Annotated in this window: 25 protein-coding genes and 1 pseudogene; 9 read left to right on the top strand and 17 right to left on the bottom strand. The window is 31.6% G+C overall.

The window, feature by feature from the left end; translation table 11 throughout:
* Nucleotides 1-11 precede the first annotated feature (11 nt).
* From Q0975_RS06470 to Q0975_RS06455, 4 genes are read left to right on the top strand one after another with little or no spacing between them, the layout of a single operon-like run.
* Nucleotides 12-926 (top strand): amidohydrolase family protein, encoded by a 915-nt coding sequence (locus Q0975_RS06470; protein WP_299434561.1) that lies wholly within the window; start codon nt 12-14, stop codon nt 924-926.
* Nucleotides 927-935: 9 nt separating this feature from the next.
* Complete coding sequence (locus tag Q0975_RS06465) at nt 936-2,312, top strand: amidohydrolase family protein (RefSeq protein ID WP_299434559.1); 1,377 nt, start codon at nt 936-938, stop codon at nt 2,310-2,312.
* Nucleotides 2,309-3,412 (top strand): serine hydrolase, encoded by a 1,104-nt coding sequence (locus Q0975_RS06460; protein WP_299434557.1) that lies wholly within the window; start codon nt 2,309-2,311, stop codon nt 3,410-3,412. The genes Q0975_RS06465 and Q0975_RS06460 overlap by 4 nt, the downstream gene beginning before the upstream one ends.
* 32 nt (nt 3,413-3,444) lie before the next feature.
* Nucleotides 3,445-4,212, top strand: a complete 768-nt coding sequence (locus tag Q0975_RS06455) for a hypothetical protein (protein WP_299434555.1) — start codon at nt 3,445-3,447, stop codon at nt 4,210-4,212.
* A 296-nt stretch (nt 4,213-4,508) separates the two neighbouring features.
* On the opposite strand, the pseudogene Q0975_RS06450 reads toward Q0975_RS06455, so the two are convergent.
* From Q0975_RS06450 to Q0975_RS06425, 6 genes and pseudogenes are all read right to left on the bottom strand, one after another.
* Nucleotides 4,509-4,694 (bottom strand): annotated as a pseudogene (locus tag Q0975_RS06450) (recombinase); the annotation flags it as partial.
* Nucleotides 4,695-4,884: 190 nt separating this feature from the next.
* Nucleotides 4,885-5,142, bottom strand: coding sequence for a hypothetical protein (locus Q0975_RS06445; protein ID WP_299434554.1), 258 nt, complete (start codon nt 5,140-5,142; stop codon nt 4,885-4,887).
* Complete coding sequence (locus Q0975_RS06440) at nt 5,123-6,043, bottom strand: VOC family protein (protein ID WP_299434552.1); 921 nt, start codon at nt 6,041-6,043, stop codon at nt 5,123-5,125. Before Q0975_RS06440 ends, Q0975_RS06445 begins: the two co-directional genes overlap by 20 nt.
* A gap of 40 nt (nt 6,044-6,083) precedes the next feature.
* Complete coding sequence (locus Q0975_RS06435) at nt 6,084-6,974, bottom strand: hypothetical protein (RefSeq protein ID WP_299434550.1); 891 nt, start codon at nt 6,972-6,974, stop codon at nt 6,084-6,086.
* Nucleotides 6,975-7,056: 82 nt separating this feature from the next.
* Complete coding sequence (locus tag Q0975_RS06430) at nt 7,057-7,671, bottom strand: Crp/Fnr family transcriptional regulator (RefSeq protein ID WP_299434548.1); 615 nt, start codon at nt 7,669-7,671, stop codon at nt 7,057-7,059.
* A gap of 1 nt (nt 7,672) precedes the next feature.
* Nucleotides 7,673-8,038, bottom strand: coding sequence for a helix-turn-helix domain-containing protein (locus Q0975_RS06425; protein WP_299434546.1), 366 nt, complete (start codon nt 8,036-8,038; stop codon nt 7,673-7,675).
* Between the two features lie 120 nt (nt 8,039-8,158).
* Here Q0975_RS06425 and Q0975_RS06420 point away from each other — a divergent pair, with 120 nt between their 5' ends.
* The gene (locus Q0975_RS06420) at nt 8,159-8,779 is read left to right on the top strand and encodes an NAD(P)H-dependent oxidoreductase (protein ID WP_299434544.1); all 621 of its coding nucleotides are present in this window, start codon (nt 8,159-8,161) and stop codon (nt 8,777-8,779) included.
* 56 nt (nt 8,780-8,835) lie between these two features.
* Here the strand turns inward: Q0975_RS06420 and Q0975_RS06415 are convergent, their stop codons facing one another.
* The 11 genes from Q0975_RS06415 to Q0975_RS06370 form a co-directional block, all read right to left on the bottom strand.
* Complete coding sequence (locus tag Q0975_RS06415; protein WP_299434542.1) at nt 8,836-9,285, bottom strand: hypothetical protein; 450 nt, start codon at nt 9,283-9,285, stop codon at nt 8,836-8,838.
* A 58-nt stretch (nt 9,286-9,343) separates the two neighbouring features.
* The gene (locus tag Q0975_RS06410; protein ID WP_299434540.1) at nt 9,344-10,174 is read right to left on the bottom strand and encodes an alpha/beta hydrolase; all 831 of its coding nucleotides are present in this window, start codon (nt 10,172-10,174) and stop codon (nt 9,344-9,346) included.
* A gap of 118 nt (nt 10,175-10,292) precedes the next feature.
* Nucleotides 10,293-11,231, bottom strand: coding sequence for an alpha/beta hydrolase (locus tag Q0975_RS06405; protein WP_299434538.1), 939 nt, complete (start codon nt 11,229-11,231; stop codon nt 10,293-10,295).
* 77 nt (nt 11,232-11,308) lie between these two features.
* Complete coding sequence (locus Q0975_RS06400) at nt 11,309-11,944, bottom strand: hypothetical protein (protein WP_299434536.1); 636 nt, start codon at nt 11,942-11,944, stop codon at nt 11,309-11,311.
* Between the two features lie 54 nt (nt 11,945-11,998).
* A complete protein-coding gene (locus Q0975_RS28485; protein WP_366888527.1) occupies nt 11,999-12,172 on the bottom strand; it encodes a DUF2798 domain-containing protein in 174 nt (57 codons plus the stop codon).
* 60 nt (nt 12,173-12,232) lie between these two features.
* Nucleotides 12,233-12,613, bottom strand: coding sequence for a nuclear transport factor 2 family protein (locus tag Q0975_RS06395; protein WP_299434534.1), 381 nt, complete (start codon nt 12,611-12,613; stop codon nt 12,233-12,235).
* Nucleotides 12,614-12,625: 12 nt separating this feature from the next.
* Nucleotides 12,626-13,000: a DoxX family membrane protein gene (locus tag Q0975_RS06390; protein WP_299434532.1), complete on the bottom strand. Its 375-nt coding sequence runs from the start codon at nt 12,998-13,000 to the stop codon at nt 12,626-12,628.
* A gap of 31 nt (nt 13,001-13,031) precedes the next feature.
* Nucleotides 13,032-13,424: a VOC family protein gene (locus tag Q0975_RS06385; protein ID WP_299434530.1), complete on the bottom strand. Its 393-nt coding sequence runs from the start codon at nt 13,422-13,424 to the stop codon at nt 13,032-13,034.
* Nucleotides 13,425-13,429: 5 nt separating this feature from the next.
* Nucleotides 13,430-13,897, bottom strand: a complete 468-nt coding sequence (locus tag Q0975_RS06380; protein ID WP_299434528.1) for a nuclear transport factor 2 family protein — start codon at nt 13,895-13,897, stop codon at nt 13,430-13,432.
* Between the two features lie 104 nt (nt 13,898-14,001).
* On the bottom strand, nt 14,002-14,589 hold the full coding sequence (locus Q0975_RS06375) for a Crp/Fnr family transcriptional regulator (protein WP_299434526.1): 588 nt from the start codon (nt 14,587-14,589) through the stop codon (nt 14,002-14,004).
* Between the two features lie 45 nt (nt 14,590-14,634).
* Complete coding sequence (locus tag Q0975_RS06370) at nt 14,635-15,600, bottom strand: site-specific integrase (RefSeq protein WP_299434524.1); 966 nt, start codon at nt 15,598-15,600, stop codon at nt 14,635-14,637.
* A 377-nt stretch (nt 15,601-15,977) separates the two neighbouring features.
* On the opposite strand from Q0975_RS06370, the gene Q0975_RS06365 reads away from it, so the two are divergent.
* From Q0975_RS06365 to Q0975_RS06350, 4 genes are all read left to right on the top strand, one after another.
* Nucleotides 15,978-16,703 (top strand): hypothetical protein, encoded by a 726-nt coding sequence (locus tag Q0975_RS06365; RefSeq protein WP_299434522.1) that lies wholly within the window; start codon nt 15,978-15,980, stop codon nt 16,701-16,703.
* A 480-nt stretch (nt 16,704-17,183) separates the two neighbouring features.
* Entirely contained in the window at nt 17,184-18,503 is a 1,320-nt protein-coding gene (locus tag Q0975_RS06360) for a WG repeat-containing protein (RefSeq protein WP_299434520.1), read from the top strand.
* A gap of 70 nt (nt 18,504-18,573) precedes the next feature.
* Nucleotides 18,574-19,461, top strand: a complete 888-nt coding sequence (locus Q0975_RS06355; protein WP_299434518.1) for a DKNYY domain-containing protein — start codon at nt 18,574-18,576, stop codon at nt 19,459-19,461.
* Between the two features lie 265 nt (nt 19,462-19,726).
* Entirely contained in the window at nt 19,727-21,271 is a 1,545-nt protein-coding gene (locus tag Q0975_RS06350) for an ATP-binding protein (RefSeq protein ID WP_299434516.1), read from the top strand.
* Nucleotides 21,272-21,496: the final 225 nt, after the last annotated feature.

Here is a 21,496-nt window from a genome sequence, read left to right as displayed (position 1 = left end):
AAAGTCATTATATGAAGTTTTTCAAATACGTATGCATGTACATATTGGCGGTTTCTTGTACAAGCGTTGAAGAGTACAAAGGTCCCATTATTGATATGCATATGCATGCATTTAGCTTTGATAGATACGGTTTTCCACCACCTGCTAATCCTATAACAGGTAATGTCCCCATAGCTACATCTAATCAAGATGTTATTGAGAAAACACTAGAAGAAATGACACGGCTGCGTATTGAAAAAGCAGTTATAAGCGGCCCTCTAAACACTGTAAAAAAATGGAAATTAGACGATGAGAACAGCTTTATAGGTGGGTTGTATTTTCACCCTAGAAATACACTTCCGAGCATGAAAATTGTTGAAGAAGCTTTTCAAGATGAAACTCTAGAAGTACTTGGAGAATTGGGGCTTGCATACGGTGGTATTTCACCAAATGATAGTATTGTGCAGCCCTATCTAAAATTTGCCGAAGACAAAGGAATTCCAGTTGGGATTCACATGGCGATTGGTGAGCCCAATCTTTCAATCACTTGGGCTTCTAAATTTAGAGTAGCACAAGTAAATCCCCTGAGAATTGAAGAAGTAGCGATTAAATATCCTAAGCTGAAAATTTATTTAATGCATGCAGGTTGGCCTTTTTTAGATGAAACTAAAGCCATCATGTGTATGTTTGATAATGTATATGCCGATCTTTCTTTAATTAATTGGTTGATGCCTGATGAGGAATTTCAGGATTATGTTAGGAGACTAACTAATATGTCTGGTGTAGAATGTAATTTATCTAAAAAACTGATGTACGGTTCTGATCAAATGATTTGGACAGATGCCATTAAATTATCGATAGATAATATTCAGAAAATTCCGTTCCTTACTAAGGAACAAAAAGCAGATATTTTTTACAATAATGCAAAACGATTTTTGGATAATTAAAATATGTTTATGATGTTAAGTAAATGTATAAATAAGGTAATCATACTTCTAGTATTCCTGCTAATTACTGGATGCCAAAAAGTAATTGAAGGAAATCTTATCATTAAAAACGTTAACATCATCAATGTTGAAAATGGAAACATAATTGAGGGGCAAGATATTATTATAATACATAATACAATTGCTGAGATTATACCTCATAATTTAAGCACCAACTACTCGGCGAAAACAATGATTGATGGTACTAATAAATATGTAATTCCTGGAATATTCGATGGTCATACGCATGTAAATAATTACAAAAACGATTTAGCAAAGTTTATTCATTATGGTGTGACATCCATTTTTGTAACGGGTGGCAGCACCTGTACGAATCAATACTATGCAGAAATGCGCGCCATGGGTACTCAAGATTCTTTGCCTTCACCACGCATATTCCATACCAGTCAGCACTTTATTAAACAGGGAAGTCATCCAGTAAAAACCTATGCAAACAGTTCTTGGAAAGAGGGTGAAACGGTATTCTACTTAAAAGATACTTTACAAATTGAGCGGTTAGTAAAAAAGGTATCACAATATCCTATCGAAGGAATTAAGCTAACCATTGAAGACGGCCCGGATCCACCATTCGTAGAACGTTTATCACAAAGCTTTATAAGTAAAGTACAAAAAGAAGCTGAGAAGCATGATACTCGTGTTTTTGTACATGTAAGTGATAACGAAGAACTAAAAATGGCTTTAGATGCAGGTATATACAACTTTGTCCATTTTACAGGTGTCGATTTAGACTTTGAAAAAGACACACTTCTTTTGAAAAAAATTTACGGCAATCCCATTAACTGGATTACAACTTTGATGCTAGATAAGAGTTTTATGTATCCCTTATATCCCGAATGGATTGATAAGATAAGAAAGGAAGGTGTCTTCAATATTGAATCAATAGAAAAAGTAAACGATTCGACTTACATTAAAAGAGCCCACATAAACAACGCCTTGATGAAGGACTATTTAAAATTGGATACGATTACAATAAAAGATGTTGTTAAGTTTCAAGTTGATGATATCAAAAGACTTCAAAAGAATGACGTTAATATGGTGCTTGGAACCGATACTGGAAATGCATTTATTTTTCCTGGATATAGTCTTCATGAGGAAATGCAATTGTTTGAACTAGGCGGTATGGCACCTAAAGATATTTTAAAAATGGGCACTATAAATGCCGCAATAATGCTCGGAAGAGATGATACGTTAGGTTCTATAGATATTGGAAAGTACGCCGATTTGATATTACTCGATAAGAATCCGATAGAAAACATCAAAAATACACGATCAATTCAAATGGTTATTAAAAATGGGAAAATTCAGAAAAGAATGAAAGAAAAATGAAAACTATCAAACTCTTAATTGTTCTATTTTATACTGTTTGTTTCCTTGCGATTCAAGATGCAGATGCTCAGTCAAATAAAAGGATTGACAGTAGCATTCTGAACGACTTAACACAAAAAATTGAGTCAGGACATTATCCTAATTTTCATAGTGTAATCATTCTTTATCAAGGAAATATCATTTATGAAAAATACTTTATGGGAAAGGATAATATCCTAGGGACACAACATGCCGTAGTACAACATTCTGCAACTACCTTACATGACATGCGAAGTATTTCTAAAAGTGTAGTGTCGACTTGTATTGGTATTGCGATTAAAGAAGGGTATATAAAAAATGAAGAACAAAGAATTGCTGAATTCTTTCCTGACTATAAGGAGTGTTTGAGAGGTGCTAAAAAAGATTGGATTATCAAAGACTTTCTTACCATGTCAACTGGGCTGAAATGGAACGAAGATATTTCTTATGATAATCTCAAGAACAGTGAACGCCAAATGGGGATTAGTAAGGACCCTATTTATTATGTGTTTAATCAGCCTTTGGAACACCCAGTTGGTAAAGTGTTCAACTATAATGGTGGTGCTACACAGGTTCTTGGGGAGCTTATTGAACGGAGTTCAAAACTACCTTTTAATGTGTTTGTAGATAAATATTTATTCAAACCACTTGGAATTGAAAACTTTGAATGGACACCCTTTATGAATACGCAAACATTGTCATTTTGTGCAGGACTTCGCCTAACTTCAAGAGACCTGGTAAAGCTCGCCTTACTTTACCGAAATAATGGTATTTGGAACAATCAAAAAATACTTCCTGAGAAATGGGTCAATAACTCTTTTAGTGAACACATAGAATATCCTAGTGAGCTTTTGGAAGGTAACGAAGCCTACGGCTTTCAATTTTGGATTTGGCAAGAAACTATTGGTAAAACCAATGCTTCGTTTGCAGCTGCTATGGGTAATGGCGATCAAAACATCTATTGGGATTTAAATAATGATCTTATCCTGATTACAACAGCCGGCAACTATGATATAGAGAGTATTAAAAACGATTCATATGCCATGTTAAAGAATCACATTTTTAAAGCAATTTTTAATTAGTAAATGAAAATATTTATAAAAAAAGTTGATCTATGAAGTATTTTACGATTGTATTATTGGTTGCTAACTTTTGGTTTGGATGTGCGCAAGATTCAATCTCGGTCAACGATATAGAAATTACAACACAGCTAACTTTTGTAGAGGTACAAGAATCTAGTAAACAAAAATTTGAAAAAGCAATATCAAAACTATCCTTATTGGCAAAAGAGATCAAACTAAAAGAAGATTTAGACTGGCTCGTTTACAAATTTGGCACAAATAAATACTTATTTATCAATTTTAGTATGGATATGGGTGACGTACTAAAGCTAAAAAATTACCAAGACGAATTTTCAAAAGTTGGAAAAGCTACGGAATTTGAAATAATAATCCATGAGTTAAAGTTTTGTGAATTTGTAATAACTCGTAATTTCTTACAGGAGATGTTACTTCCTTGGAGTAGTGTAAAAGCAATTTCAGTAACTAAACACCCTTTAACAACAATGATTGAATTTAGTATATATCCTAAATACATGAACGAATTTGATCAAAGAACCCGTCAATTAGCCAAACTTTTAAAAGAAACAAACTACTCTTATCCATTAGAGGGAAACCGTGGTTCATTAGGAGCTTACAGTTCTGTTTTTCATATTTGGTTTTATGATGATGAGATGCAGGGTGACATAAATGATCATCTCGAAGATTGGATAGCTAAAAAGGGAAAATTGCAAGAATTTAAAACCATAATGAAATCTATTGAAACAACAATCCATTTAAAAAAAGAGTATCAACTCAAATACCTCCCCAATCTAAGTTATTAAAGAATGATTACCTTATTTATTCATTTACTTCTTCTTCATAGAACATTTAAAAGACATTCGTCGGAAATTGATAAATCAATGAAAGAGGCTTTTCGTAAAAGCTAAACTCTAAAGCATATAATTATAATCAGTACATTTCCACTTCATTTCGCAGCTCTTTATTTCGGGAAAAGAGCCTCACTACACAAGTCTTGGACACAATCACCAATTTCGACTTTCCATTCCGTTAACCCTTAACACTACTCTGATAAGGAACACTTTACTTAATTTGTGCAAATTCTAATCAACAACATTTACTAAAAATTCACAACGCTATCTAAGACATCATCAGCATCTTTATGTATGAAGTTGGCTTGATAGCGTATAGTGGTAGTTACCGAAGAATGCCTGTAAAGCTTTTGAAGCATCTGAATTGGAATTTTATTCCCAGATATATTTCCAAAACTATGTCTAGCAATGTGCATACTAATGTTTTTCTGTATACTGGATATCGTTCCATCACGGACAACGAGTACAGCTGGTGCAACTAATTTACCTGATTTTACATCTAGATATTGGGATGCTTTTAAAATTATATTTTGGCTTACTCCTTGAGATTGCACAACCATTACTAATATTTTACTGCTTTAATAGATATTTTTCAGGAATAGGATTTTCTTTAGTTTCAGATGCCTAATATATATTTATAATCCACCATCTTTTAACATCATTTAGTAATTGTATACTATTTATTCCCCTAACAAAAGGTTTAAGGTCATTTTTAGTTTTATATGATTCATAGGTACTAAAAACTTGTGTAATATTACTGAAAGTATTTACCTCTCGATGGATTTCTTTCTCAAGAAAACCATTTTCGACAAGCCATTTTCCTGAAATATTTTTATACTCATCCAACGATATGTATTTTGTATTAATTATTCTCACTCTCATTTTCTTGAATTATTATAACGTACTTATCTGGACTCATGATTTGTATCTCATTACGCGATTGTATTACATTAACATTAGATCTAAAGGAAATATTCTTTTCAAGAAAATCACTTTTAACTTTTTCTAGATCTTTTGTTTCAAATTTCACTCCCTTAAACCCAATGGGCTCCTCCTCTTTTGTCTGTAGTTCGAATTCCTCTTGATGCTCACTACTCCAGTAGTATTGCAATTCAATAAAAGCGCTATTTTGTTGGTACATCCATTCTCTGTTTTCAATTGCATCAATGTTAGGATTTGGTGCAATCAAACCATTGTCTCCTAAGAAATAAAGCGTAAAGCCATTACTCCTATCTACATACATTCTTACTAATAATTTCATCCCAAAAAAAGTCTCATAAAAGTGTATGCTTTTTACTGGATCCTTTGTGCGTAATGAAATGAGTCCCATTACTGGAAGCTCATAAAGTGGAAAAGTTTTGTTAGCTTTTAGTGGTAGCGGTAAAGAAATGCTTTGCTTAAATGTTTTTTGAATAAATTCTATCTGATAATTCTCAATATCCTTGGTGTGCATCAAATATCCTATGTTTCCAAATTGGAAAGGCTCATTTATTCCTTCAATTTGATTACTTAAAGTACTATATACTTGTTGAATATTATCTACAAACAGGCTATATTTCCAATATATATCATTACTTTCTTGTTGGTATTTTGACTTATAATGCTGTTGTCTTTTGTCAAAATGCAATTCAAGTTGAGTATTACTCTTTGAAAACTGAAGAATATTTATCAATGCCTTATCGCTTTGGTAAGTTTGAACCAGTTGCATTCCCAAAATATTGAGATAAAAATCTACTGCATTTTCTGGATCTTGGGTCTTTAATTGAAGTGCTTTTAATCTCATATGATAACTATTAAATATATGTTTGTTGAATCCAATGATTTTAATACTGCTTTAGTACTTGAAACTCATCATATCCTAAAATCCATTTATCTTTCTCTTTTATCCACTTTTCTTGATAAATCTTTCCTTCACCTATATTCATCGACCATCTAGAAGAGACCAATACTCGTTCTGGTGTTATAACCGCAAATTTCGGATTGTGATAAGTCAAATTTTTAGCCCCATCAGCGATTAATTTTGCCCAAAATTCTTGAATAGCTGCTTTATGATGCAAACTAGTAAATGGAACAGCATTCATTGTAGCATCATCTGAATACCCATTACCACAAATTGTACTGTTCTGACTATTGAATCCATTAATCCAATCTATTGATGCATTTATGACTTCTTCTAGAGCTTGATGACTGGTTGTAGCTGGGTTTGTGTTTATCCTTGGTTTTTCAAATTGCTCCAATACTTCAAAATCATCATAAGTCAATTTCCAAATATTATCCTTCTTTTCCCATTTTTCCTGATAAATAGTACCACGACCAACATTCATACTCCAGTTTGCTGATATAAGTGCGGTTGATTCATTAACTACCTCTATAGTTACGTCAGTATAAACCAAATTGCTTGCACCCGATTCTATAAAAGGTTTCCAGAAATTATTGATTGCTTGGCTTCCATTTTTAACCCCGAAAGGCATTGCTCTCATTACAGCATTTGTGCGATAACTTTCAACACATTTTTTAGTGTTACCTTCATTAAAAGCGTTGATCCACTTTTTACTTTCATTTAGAACTTCTAGTGCTATTTTGTGATGGGCTATGGGTGAATGTTCCTGATAAGCTTGTTCTGAAGTCTTGACCACATTCTGTCCGCTGTTTTGGCCATAAGAAATGGGACTTAATAAAATCATCAGTACAATTAATAACTTTTCCCTTTGCATTTTTTTGAATATTTAAAATTATTCTACAAAGAAAACAGTTAAGCATAGAAGATACCTGTGCCTTTTAGCACAACTAAAGAAATTATAATAGTAGTTTTATTTCCCGTTGTCCCAGTTGAATTTCACCATCACTTTCCATTTTTTTTAAAAGCCTTGAAATGACCTCTCTTGTAGTACCCAGTTCCATGGCTATTTGTAAATGAGATTTATTAATTATAGAATTCCGGGATACAGATATTAAAAATTCTAACAAGCGTTCTTTTAGAGATTTGAAAGCTAAATTAGAATAACTGCTTAAAAGCGAGTTGTAGCTTTCCCTAAATATATTAATTGTAAAAGCGTTCCAACTTTTGTATTTAAAATTCCAATCTTTAATGAACCTCACAGGTATGTTCAATATAGTACTGTCTTCTTTTGCAATGGCGCTTACATTACTTTTAGAATCTGCAAAGCATGCAGATAAAGACAAAGTACAAGTCTCCATACTAGTTAAGTAATAAATTAAAATTTCTCTATCTTCATATTCTTGGTAAACTCGTACTTTACCTTTTAGAACAATCTTTAAAACCTTAATGTATTGATTATTTTTAATAATAACTTCTCCTTTATTATGGTGTGTTATTTCCGCATTTTCTCGAAGCTCTCTTTTAAGATCATCTTCTAAAATGTTCAGTTGTTTTATAAAACTGTCGAGCATATTATTTATTTATGATTCTTTTTCTGTGAATTAACCCCCAATCTCTCATAGCGACAACTACATTATCTAAAGATTTACCATAGTCTGACAAACTATATAGAACTGTTACCGGCCTGCTATTAAGTACTTCCCTATGAATCAATCCATTTATTTCCAAATCTTTCAATTCCTTGGAAAGCATTCTTGGTGTAATGCCTTCTATTTGGCGTTCCAACTCCTTAAATCTATGATTTTTAAAAGAGAGAGCTATAATGATGGGTAACCTCCATTTTCCACCTATTAAATCAAAAACATCCCTTACAGGGCGAATAAAAGTTTTGCATTCTACAGGAGTAAAACTTTTAGTCTCTTTTTTTGTCATGTCCATTTCTTAATTATTTTTTTAGATAATTTATTATCAGTATCCTAAAGTATACCAGTATACTTTAGGATACTGATATACTTTATATAGCAAAGTTAGTTTAATTTTGCACATATAAATCACAATATGAAAAAGACACTAGTTATTAGTTACACTCCCAGGAAAAATTCTAACACTAAAAAGCTGGTAGATTATTTTGTTGAAATAAATGCTGATAAAACTGAAATAAGTTTCGTTGATCTTGTAAAATTCCCACCCGATTTATTATTAAGAGAAAACCTAAATTTATTTGTAGATCGTAATTCTAAAGGAGTAACATTGAATGCTAAGGAGCAAAAAATATTGAATCATAACGATAAAATGATGCAACAAGTATTAGATACCGATTATATTGTTGTTGCCAGCCCTATGTACAATTTTTCTCTACCAGCAACGGTTAAAGCATGGATTGATGCTATCATACAATCTGGTAAAACTTTTACAATGACCGGGATGGGGCCGAAAGGTCTTTGTGAAAACAAAAAAGCTTTAGTGTTAATGACAAGTGGAAGTGATTTTGCAATAGAACCTCTAAAAAGTGTTAATTTTGCTACATCGTTATTGAGCGCATGCTTTAATTTTATAGGAATCCCATTAGAGAGCGTTAATGCATTTGGTTTAGAACAATATCCTGATGAGCTTAGTAAAAAACTTGACAAAGCAAAAAGGAAAATTCAAATAGTAAGTAAAAAGTGGTATTCCTTATAGAAGCATTCTTAAAAACTTTATACCTAAATCTTAGATGATGAGGTTAGAGATTAGTATTATTCAAACCCTCTAAATATTCCTTCGGAATCCAACGAATCCGTAAAATCTTCAAAATCCATATTTGAAATGGATAGATTATTCTCTACAGACCACATTTCTGATGGAATTACTCGAAAACTATTATCAGTTTTTTCATAAAGATCAATACACAAAATTGGGCTATCTTTGTGTTGAAAGGTAATATCATCTACCACAAAAACAATTAGATGATCATAGCCAGCTTTTACCAGAAGATCAGTTATCGCATTTTGCTCTATATCATTATGTCCAATATTGTTTACGAATTCTACATAAGCCTTGTATCCATATTCTTTATTAGGCTCAGAGATTAACTCACATAATTTCTCCCATAGGATATCATCATTAAAATTAGTTCTTAAAACAATAACATCTTTGGTTTTGGAGATTTCTTTTTTCTCGATATAATTTCTTGAATCTTTATTCATTAATATTTTACAAACCTTATTTCACTTCAAACGATGGTTTTGCAATATAAAATATATTTTATAAACTAGTATTGTCATTTGCATGCTTGAAAATAAACTGACTTATTGTACTATTTTCATTACCCAATTCATGCACTATCTGATAATGATTTAACTCATTACATTCGAAATATTTTAAGAAATCATTAGTGCTGTTTTTAGAAAATATTTTCTTCGATTGCTCGATATAAAATTCCGTTTCATTTCCTCCAACACTTAAAAGTGTTGGGCATTTTAAAACTGACAAATCCCAATAAAGAGGACTGTATTTTTCAATATCATTCTTGTTCAATTGTAGCTTTTTGTTAAGATAACTATTTTGAATAGGCTCTAAATCAAATATGCCACTTAGACTGCAAATTGCTTTAATAGATGTTCTTAAGTTTTCATTCATCAAATAAGTCATTAGCGCTAAATGACCGCCAGCAGAATGCCCACTTATGGATATATTGTAGGGGTTTCCATTAAATCGAAAAATTTCACCTTTTATCCATTCAGTAGCTTCTGCAAGGTCATTAATAAGAACTGTCATGTCAACCTTTGGCAACAGTCTATAATTAATTAAGCAAACAGTAAAATCGTTTTTCACAAACGGTTCTGCTATATAGCTATAGTTTTTTTTATCCAAAGCCTTCCAATATCCTCCATGTATAAACATAAGAACTGGAGAATCTGGTTTGGAAGACGGAAATATATCTATGCTTTGTAACATGTCTTTTCCATAGGCTCGATCCAAATGACAATTATATTGATTTCTTACTCTTTCACTCTCCCTTTCATTAAAGTCAAGAAAGTGTTGAAAGTTTGGGTGACGTAGACGTAAATCTAATTGTTTAGTTAAATAATCCATCTTTTATATTGGTGTAGACCTGTTACTTATTTGTTGCTATTGACTAACTAATTCGAAAAAAGGTAGCTATTACTTAAAAATTGAATTATAAAGTTAGCTACCTTTTTAATATATGTTATTAATGTCTGTTTTGAATAATATCCATTATATAATCTGTAAGTACATAGTTTTCACTATAAAAATTCTCAATTATATCTAAATGATCGGTCTTAGAAATGAAAAACAAGTCACAGTGATGTCCCTTATTATGTAATAAAGATTGGTATTCTCTGGTTTGACGATAAAATTCTTGCGGATCATATTCCGGTAATGCTAGAAATGTAGGAAGTGGCTTAAAATCTTTAGAAAGCTCATTTAACAAGTAATATGGGCTTACTTTTTCAGCTTCCGCATTATCAATTTTTATTGCGTCGTTAACAAAAGTATCAACCAGTGGTCTAACATCAAATAATCCGCTAAGTGAAATCACTCCTTTCAATCGCTGTACTTGATTATTTGTTAGATCAAACTCTTTTTTCCAATCCACTAAGGCCATCATGGCAGCTAAATGACCTCCTGCAGAATGTCCAGTGATAAACACCTTATCAATATTGTTCTTATCGGTATCTTTAAGCAATTGTACAATTGCCAGTTTTACTTGAGTGAAAATTTCCTGAATTGGGTTAGACGTATTATTCCAATCCTGTGCCATAGTGTATCCTGGTAAGTAGACTGTGATTCCTTTATCAGTAAAAGGCTTAGCCACAAAGGTAAATTGCTTTTTGCTAAACCATTGCCACCAACCTCCATGAATATAAATGAGAGCAGTTTTCTGGTCTGTGGCTTGATCTGGTTTACATATGTCTATTTCACTTTTGTAATTACCATCTCCAACCTGAATAGATTCGAATAGGTTTCTTTCAATTAAGCTATTCTTATAATCGTTACTGGCCCTTGTTGTGAATTCTTCGTGTTTAGGTAATAAACTGTCTGGCGTCAGTCTTGGTGTCCATAATGTTGGATTGTAATGTTTATCCAATTCTTCTCTTGGTAATTCTTTCCAAAAACTAGTTGTCATAATATTAAATTAAATTGTTATTATGCAAAGGTAATTCGGCTATCAGCATAATATCTGTGACTTTTGGCACAAGATTTTTAGAATACTAGCAAACGTGTAAAAACCCCATAATTACTTGTCGTTATTGTACTGGAATTAAATTGATCGAATGTTGCTGCAAGCCCAAATTGAATATTTTTCTTTTCTAATCCCAGTCTAAGTTGTTGATACCCTCTATTATATTTAGTGAAGTCTGTATTGACCAAAAATTGAGTTCTAAAATAACCTCTTATTTTCTCATTTATTTTTGGTCGATATTCCAATAATAAGAATTGCTCATAGTTAGTTTTGCCAGTTATAGTTACTGTTGGTAGAATCACCAATAAAAAATTATCTGTTGCATGTGCAAATTGAACACCTACAATGGCAAATGCACCAATGTTTTGTAATTGACCTCCAATGCCCAATGAAAACTTATTTGTTATTTTATAAGAAACTAAGCTTTGTACGACATAAATGCTATTACCGTTTTCTTCATACTCTGCGTCAAATGACACCACATTAAAGAAATTAAATTTGTTATCCAAAATATTTTTATTCAACACATGCTGATATGTTATAGCTCTATTTCCTGCAAATAATTCAACTGGAATTGGGGACTGTTGTGCAAAATTCTTTGATGAAAATAAAAGAATGAAAACCGATACTGTTATATTAAAATAGTTTAATTTCATATATAAGATTGTAAGAATAACATCTGGAATTAATGACTTAATTCCAGATGTTTATTAGTATACTTTGAAAATTTTGGAAAGACTTTTTGCTATTAATGGAATAAAAACTATGGAGACTGGCAATGAAATAAGTATGCCTATACCAAAGGTTTTCAACCATTGCATAAAAAAATCATTTGTAAAACCAGCATTTACCAATAGCATAAAAAAGGCCATGAAAAACGACATTACTATGCTAACAACAGTAGCAAAAATAAGGTCATATGTTTTACATGTTATCCGCATTGTTTAATCAGTTGATGGATTATATAATGGATTGACATCCATAAAAATTGTAGTTGCTGTTATTTTATCATTTTTAATTTCAAAAATATCAGCGACTGGTAGCGTAATTGTAGAATCATCGTGTCTTACATAGGTTACCATCATATCTACTACAATACTCCCCTCATTTTCCCAGGTTCTTAAAATTTTATGTTTAGTACTTTTTACAGAGGCGAAAAAATTTGTTTGAGCTTCAAATACTGCTGGTTTGCCCTTAACTTGTTCCCAATTTCCAAAGCGGAAGGTAGAATCTTCTGTTAATAATGCCCCAAATATTGTTGGATCCCCACTGTCGATTGCATCAATAATGGTTTGAATTTTTAACTTGTTGTTTGAATCTTTCATAATTTGAATGTTTTATTTTATTAGTAAATTATATTTTTCTCTATTTTCTATAATCACCCAAAGGTTAATTGCAAATAATACTACTGATATTAGTATCCCAGCTGGATCATTCACAAGGTGAAATAATAAAATCCCTACGGTCACAGGCAAAATAATAATGGCCCCTAAGGCCTGAAGTTTGTTGCTAATAAAGAGAGCGCCTCCTATTATTTCTGCAATCCCAATAAGAGGGAATAGCCATTTTGAATTTGCAAAGGCATACATTAATTGTCCGCCAGCTTCCGATACTTCTGGCATGGGCATATAACTAAAAAAACTGTTTAATCCTGAATTGATCATCATAAGCCCAAATAACAGGCTCACAACGAATAAAATTTTTTGTTTCATAATTTTGATATTTATTTTTGTTTTAATTTGTTTATTCTGTAAGACCTCCGCCCCAAACATCTCCTATTTCAATATTATATCCATTTGGATCATCGATGTAAATGGATCGTGATTTTTCCCACTTTACAATATGTCCTCCATGCCATATATAGACTCCTAGTTTTTTACATAACTCTAAGACATCATCAAAGTTTTCCACTATGATTGAGAAATGATTGAAGCCACCATTACTTCTGTTGTATTTTGGTAAATTAGATACTTCGTAAAGACATATTTTGGTGTTTTCATTTCCAATAATATAGCTGTTCTCTTCTGGCTGATTCTTCAATATTTCAAATCCAAAGAGTTTCTTGTAAAATTGGTATGACTCCTGTAAATTCTGTACTTGAATATTTACATGGTCTATTCCTATTGTCTTAAGCATAATATCTAGCCTTTAGTATTATATAAAGGGTTTATGTCCATAAAAATGATGGTAGCATCAACTTTGTTGTCTTTGATTTCAAATACATCTACAACAGGAAGTGTAATTGTGGTATCATCATGTCTTACATATGTTACCATTAGATCGACTACAATACTGTTGTCATCTTTCCATGTTCTCAGTATTTCATGTTTAAGGCTTTTTACAGAACTATAAAACGCAGTTTGTGCTTCATAAACAGCAGCTTTTCCTTGAACCATATCATAATTTCCAAAACGAAACCTGGAATCTTCTGTGAGTAATTTAGAATATACAGAAGCATCGCCACTATCGATGGCATCAATGATTTGTTTTGCTGTAACACTAAAACTCTCTTTTACTACTACTTCGCTTTTTGTGGTCTCTTTTTTTGAAGTATTGGAACAAGCGAATAATCCAAGACTTAAGACAAATACTATTGCTAATTTTTTCATAATATTAAATGATTTAAAAGTTTACATTAATTTCTGATGCAAATCTCTATCAATCTTTAATCAAAAAAATTAAAGTACTTTAAGAAAAATATGAAGTTGAGATTTTAGTTTCCTCTTGCAATCTCTTTTCTAACATTGCTTAAGAATACTGGAGTTAGACCAAGATAGGAACCTATCATGTATTGTGGTACGCGTTGTTCAATTTTTGGGTATGTAGCTATAAAATGCTTATATCGTTCTTTACCGGACAAGCTATTCATTTTGACGATACGCTCTTGTAGGTTTGCGAATGATATTTGAAAAGCTATACGAAAGAAACGCTCAATCTTTGGGATTTTTTGATACACCTCTTCCATTTTATCATATGGTAATTGAATTACCGCTGAATCTTCTAATGCCTGAATAAAAAAAAGAGCAGGACATTGAGTTGTAAAGCTTTTAACATCTGCAAGCCACCAATTCTCAATAGCAAATTGTGTAATGTTTTCTTCGCCATCATTAATATCAAATGCTTTAAAACAACCTTTAATGACAAAATTATTTGAATGGCAAACTTCCCCTTGCCTTAATAAATAATCTTTCTTTTTAACTTCCTTCAAAGAGAGAAATGAACAAAACAAATTTATCTCACCTTCTGTAAGAGATACAAATTTTGACATATTATTAATTAAAGGAGTGTATTGACTATCCATTCTGTAAATTTAGAAATGTAAGCGACTTTTAACAACAATATTTTACTAAAAGTTCACAACACTATCTAAAGCATCATCAGCATCTTTATGAATGAAGTTGGCTTGATAGCGAATTGTAGTAGTTATAGAGGAATGGCGATATAATTTTTGTAGCATCTGAATGGGTATTTTGTCGCCTGAAATATTTCCGAAACTGTGACGAGCGATGTGCATACTCATATTTTTTTTGATACCAACTTGTATTGAAGCTCTCTTTAATGCTCGATTCAGGTTTCGAGTAACAGATTGAGTTCTTACAGAAACTTCTTCTTGATTTCTTAAATTAGTGTTCTCGAGATATGGAAATATAAGATTATTCTGTATTTCTAATTTTCTATATATGAGGAATATATTTTTGGCTTTTTCAGGAACTTTCAAAGAAACTAGCTTACTATTTTTGTCCATTCTATAAAGTAGACGGTCATCAACAATATCCGACCATTTTAGTTGTAAGACATCCGCAATCCTAATACCTGCAAAATAGAAACTGATGAGCCAAACATTAACAGCATTCTGCTGTGCTTCCGAAAGATTGTTAGCGGATTCCAATTTCTGAATTTCTTCTTTGTTCAATCCGATTTTTTGAGATTCTGGAATACGAATAGTCACTTTACCTTTTCCAAAAGGATAGCGACCTCTGTCAACTATGGATTCGGAAATTGCGAGATTGTAGATTGTCCTAATCAAGATTAAATAATTAACTGCAGTTCTTGGTGAACGCTTCTGATTTTCTAAGAGATAACCTTCAAAGCGCTTAAGCAAGGAAGGGGTTAATTTACTGAACGAAAGTTCGTCTTGTCTTAAAAACGCTTTAAACTTTTTTAAACGACCAATCTCGGTATCATATTGATGATGTTTGTTTCTGCCCTTTAGATTTTCAAGATGAATATTAGCTACAGCAAAGAAATCTAATCTTACCGTTGCCGTATAAAAATCTTTAGATTGTAAAGATACAATTTTCGGGTACAACATAGGTACAACATTTTATGGTTTTATATGATGTTATTTGATGTAAAATAATATATTTTTAAACATAAGTAATTGATTTTCAATGTAATTGCGTTAATTTGATATGTAAGGGTAAAACACTCATAACCCGAAGGTCATGGATTCGGGTATAGTTTCCGTTACCTTTAAAAAGCCTTGGAGTGATAAATAATGGTTTGTCAAAAAATCAATAGTCCTCAACCTCACTTTTTTGGAAATATCCAAAAGAACCTTCTTTAATTTATTTTACATTGAAGAGATATAAGAGAAGTATTCGATAATACATTACTTTTGAAAAATTATACTGTAATGAAAACAAGATTTTTTATATACTCCCAAATTAATTGGTAAGATTAAATGTTATGAGCGAAGAAAATATAGTAAAGATTAATGAAGTGATAACTCATTATTTTAATACAAACCCTTCTATTGATTGGATTCCTGCAAAAGCAATTATGCCTGCATTAATTGAAGCTGGAGTTTTTAATAAAGACAAAAAAAAGGGATTGCCGATTCGTAAAGTATTACGGAAATTAGATGAGGAATCACAGCTTGCTAAAATACCAACGATACATGCAGAAAGAAGATTGGATAATATTTATTGGTATTTTGTAGCACCTGGAAAGAAATATGCCCCAAAAGAATTAATAAGTCCCGTTAGCAAAAAAGAACAAAATTTACGTGCTATTCAAAATAGTGACGAGTATTATCTAGTAAATTTATGTGATGAATTATTACAACAAAAAGCATCCAGAAAACATACTTTTGACACCCTGGTAGGAAATCTCCATAAGAGAGGAAAAGGAAGAACAAAACTTCCTTTAGATGCCTATTATGAGGATTTGAAATTGGTTCTTGAGTTTTATAGAAAGGATGAGGCTACCGAAGAATTGGATGAGAAAGAACAAGCGCGGAAAGAACAAATAAAATATTATAAGGAGCTTAAAAAGAAAGCTATTCGTACTAAAAAATTACGCTTAATGGAGATTAACTACGCTTTGTTTGAGTGTAATGGCGAAAACAAATTGGTTAGAAATACAGAAAGCGATACGTCAGTTTTAAAAGGTATTTTAAAAGACTTCATATAGGATAAAATATTTTTAGTGAGCGTTAGTCTTGTTCGTTTTAGGAATCTATTGATTTTTAAGCCTTTTTTAGTGAAAAGCTCAGATGATTTTTTGGTCGAGTTATCACTTAAAACCCAAAGACGAAATCTAGTGCAGGAACTAATTCAATCCGGTTACAAAGTAAAAGCTTCAGTGATTTTCTGAAGTTTTTTTTATGTCCAAAAATCTGATGTCTTGCATCAAAGATTGTATAATAGAAAAAAGAGATGATCCTTTTTAAAGAATTCCTAGTAATCATTTTATTGGTGTTTCAAATTAGAAAGACACCTACACTTCAATCTAAAGGGATATTCAGAATATAGATTTTATAATACTGCTAATGCATTATTAGATATTGAAAGTCAATGTGATATAAGTATGTACTAAATTTCATCAAGTGGTTAGTTTAAAAATAATATATTTATATTGGTTCATTTCTAAAGAAAAATACCTCAAGATATTATGAAAAATCATAAACAAACTCAGTATTTTCCGGAGCTTATACCTTTTCGAAAAGAAGAGAAATGGGGATTCTCTGATCGTAAAAAAAATATTGTAATTCCATTAATATACGATCAAACCTATCCGTTTATTGATAACGTTGCATTGGTTAGACTTGAGGATAAATATGGTCTGATTTCTTCTACTGGCGAAACACTTATTCCTATTGTACACGATGACGGAGAAATGGTAATAGATGAAGCATTTGATAAAGGATGGAGAACCATGGTTTCGGGAAGGTCTTATCCAAAAATTCCAATAGAGATCATCAAAGAAATAGAAGCGATTAAGGAGTTTTTTGATGGAATTGCTCCTTTTAAAAAAAATAACAAATGGGGATTAATCACAGAAGAAGGAGAAGAGTTACTAGCTCCTAAATACGATGATATTAAATCAATAGAAAATGAGAATTGGCCTTTTGTAGATAATGAGAAATATGGACTTTTATCAAAAACAGGAACGTTGATTGTCGAAGCTAGATATGATGAGGCAAGAGGGTTTTCTAATGGTCAAGCTGCTTGTAAAGAAGGAGCTAATTGGGGGACCATAAATCATGATGGTGAATGGGTAGTCACACCTCAGTTTTCGGAATTAGGAGAGTTAAGAGATGGACTTAGTGCTGCTCAAAAAGATGGGTTATATGGTTTTATTGATGAAAAAGGAGTGGTAGTAATTGATTTTCAGTATCAATATGCGCTGGATTTTGATCATGGAGCTTGTGCTATATTTCAGGATGAATATGTTTATTTTATCGATAAACAAGGAAAAAAAATAAGCGATTCTTATATCCGAATGTTTGGTCCTGATGAGGAATGTTTTATGCACGTAGTTAAAGATGATAAATGGGGTCTCGTAAAGCCAGATGGTACATTTTTACTTCCGATTCAATATGATGTACCTAAAGCAATGGGACAAGTGATACAAACAATAGAACGAGGAAGGATACCTATTAAAAAAGGAGCATTGTTAGGATATGCGAATTATAAAGGAGAAGAGGTAGTAGTACCAAAATATTGTACAATAGATCCTTATTGCGAGGATCTTTCTTTGGTTTCGGTTCTGGATCCCAAATTAAATTTTGATAACACTATAGAAACTATTGAAGCCACTGGGAGTATATCGGGAGTCTTTAATTTTGGTTTCATTGATGCTTCAGGAAAAGAAATTGTACCTCCTAAATATATTCTAGCACGTCGTTTTGAATACGGACTTGCTTTCGTGAAAAACGCAAATTTTCAATCGGGTTATATCACTTATGATGGTACTGAATATTTTATGTAATTAGATTGATTAAGGATATAATTAAAAAAACACTATCTTTTTTACAATCAAATAAACGATCCCAATATAGATGAAAACGATCTTCAAAATTTTATTTGCTCCATTTATATGGTTAGTTCAGGCGTGTAGCCCTCTAGGAAATCCAGTTGACGAAAAAATATCGAATAGTCATTTTTACAACAGTTCGAAAACAGATGTTATCTATAGTCCTAATGGAAACTGGTTTGAATTAGAGGCCACTAAACTACAAGCTGATGTTGGTAGTTTTGAAGTTTTGACTAATAAATTCGGCAAGGATAAAAACAATGTTTATTATCAGGGAGGAGCAGCTCATTATCCTAGTATTGATGTGAAAAGCTTTTTTGCAAAAGAAGAAGATTGGATGTGGGACATTGGTTTAGATAAAAACAATGTTTATATATTCGACCGAGAAGTAGAGCAAGGTAAATTTAAAACAAAAGCTACTATTATTGAAGGGGCAAATCCAACCGCTTTCCTACAATTAAATCAATATTTTGCCCAAGATGATAAAAATAACTTCTTTGACTATAAAATGATCGATGTAGATTATGCTACTTTTAAACAAATAAATGAGTCTTTTCATTTAGATAAAAATCAAGCCTATTGTCATACCTATCAATTCTTTAAAGCATTTGATGTGGATGTGAGTAGTTTTAAGAAAATGGACGATTATTTTACTTATGACAAAACAAATATTTACTATTTCGCTGAATATGTAAGAGGTAGAATCGAAAAAGAATTGCAAATAATTCCTTACACTAGTTTTGAAAGTGTAAATATTCTTAATAAAACACATCTTAAAGTAGACGGAAAAGTCTTTTATCAAGGTTTTGAAATTAAAGAAGCAGATGTAGAAACTTTTCATTACTCAGAAAAAGTGCATCGTTATAAGGACAAGAACCATACTTTTCAACAAGGTGAGGTAGTAAAAAAATAACTTTGGCCGAATCTTGTTTGTAGTGAGGGTTTATTTGCTAGAAATTCAAGTGTATTTTACTATTCTTAATTATGTATGGAGAAAAAACAGTGAATATTGTTATTCACAGATCAATTGGATGATGGTCATAAAAATAGTATATTTAATTGACCTATAGGAACAAGTATATTATCTCCAGAGTTCGGGTAGATTTAAACAAACTTTTTATAACAAAACGTAAGAAGGTTATAGATATTAGGAATAAAAGTAAATGATTTAAGATAATATGGGATCTATCCTTAATCAAGAATATAGACTAAAATTTCAAAAGAATATGCAGATTATTGCACTCTCTTTTGAAGGAGTCATAAAACAAACGGATGCTGTATTATTTAATTGGGAAGAAGGGAGCTTTATCTTTGATATGCACCCGTTTTTTGGAATTATTAAAGAATTATTAAAAAACCCAAATCGAAGCGATAAGGAACACACTTTTCCATGTATCCATTTTGAGGAATCATCTAATATTAAAATATGTGATGTAACTATAAGTTTTGAGCCTACAGAGATACTAGTGGCTATTTTTGAATACACAAAAAAATACCAGGAGCTTACTAAGATCGTGCAACAGAAGAAAGAGACTAAGATTATTAATAGAGAGTTAGAGCTAAAACATCAGTTTTTAGAACAAAAAGAAGAATTTAAAAACAGTCTTATTGCCAATATCAATCATCAAATTAAAACGCCATTAACAGGTATTATTGGTTTTACGGAGCTTTTGGAAAAAACTAAACTAAGTTTTGATCAAGAAGAAATGCTCGGTATTATAAAGCGAGAGAGTAAATATTTGGAATCTATTATTACGGATATGCTGGATATTTCAAAAATCGAAGAAGGTACTTTAGAAATCAAAAAAGAAAGCTTTGATTTCACAAAACTTATCGACGAAATTAAGGAAAGATATACGCATTTAGCAAAAGAAAAAGATATTGACTTTGAAGTTTATCTGGATAAAAACTTACCACAAGAACTTATTGGTGATCCAATAAGGATACAACAGATACTTCTTAATCTTCTTAATAATGCCTTTAGATACACAAAAGAAGGAAAGGTAAGTCTTAAAGTGACCAGAAATTATAAAAAGCATAATAAACTTAGTGTTAATTTTACTGTATCAGATACTGGGGAGGGCATCTCCCAGGAAAACTTAGAATTCATATTTGATAGGTTTACCCGATTCCATGAAGATAAGCAGGTCACTGGAACTGGATTAGGTTTAACGATTGTTAAGAATTTAGTTGATCTGATGGATGGAACTATTAAGGTAATCAGTAACATCAATGAAGGGAGTTCATTTAGTCTTAATCTTCCTTTTAAAACCGAAATAGTAGACACTCAACATACGAAGAAAATTAAAAAATATAAGCTTCCGGAAATTGGCCGAAAATTTAGAGTTTTATTGGTTGAGGATAAAGAGGTAAATCAATATTTGGTGATGAAATTATTAATTTCTCACGGAAGTTTTTTTGTCGATACTGCCATGAATGGTAAAGAAGCAATAAAATGTGTTGAAAAAAAGAAATACGATATTATATTAATGGATCTTATGATGTCCCCAATGAATGGGTATACGGCTACTCACAAGATCCGAAACAACTATAGTGATAAGGATGTGTCACGAATCCCAATAATCGGATTTACTGCTCAGAATGCAAAGGGAGAAAGGGAAAAATGTCTTAGATCAGGTATGGACGACTTTATCAATAAACCGTTTATACAAGAAGATCTCCTTAACAAGATCTACAAACACATATCTCGCAATATCGACTAATATAGATTCGGAAAAGGGTTTATTTATTTACGCTAACAAATGTTTAGTGAATACGCTATTAAATAATAATAGAGTGTAAAAAAGATTTTTTATATATTAAAACTTCCTTTTTTACACTCTATTTTTTATACTTAAATCAAAAAGAGATAAGTATTTTTTTTGTAATAAAGTAATAATCTATCGATGTATCGCGTTACTACTTGCCGCAGGCAATTGAGAAATAAA

It is taken from the genome of uncultured Aquimarina sp., from assembly GCF_947500065.1.
In the GTDB taxonomy this organism is placed as follows: Bacteria; Bacteroidota; Bacteroidia; order Flavobacteriales; family Flavobacteriaceae; genus Aquimarina.
This window is presented reverse-complemented; position numbering and strand designations above follow the sequence as displayed.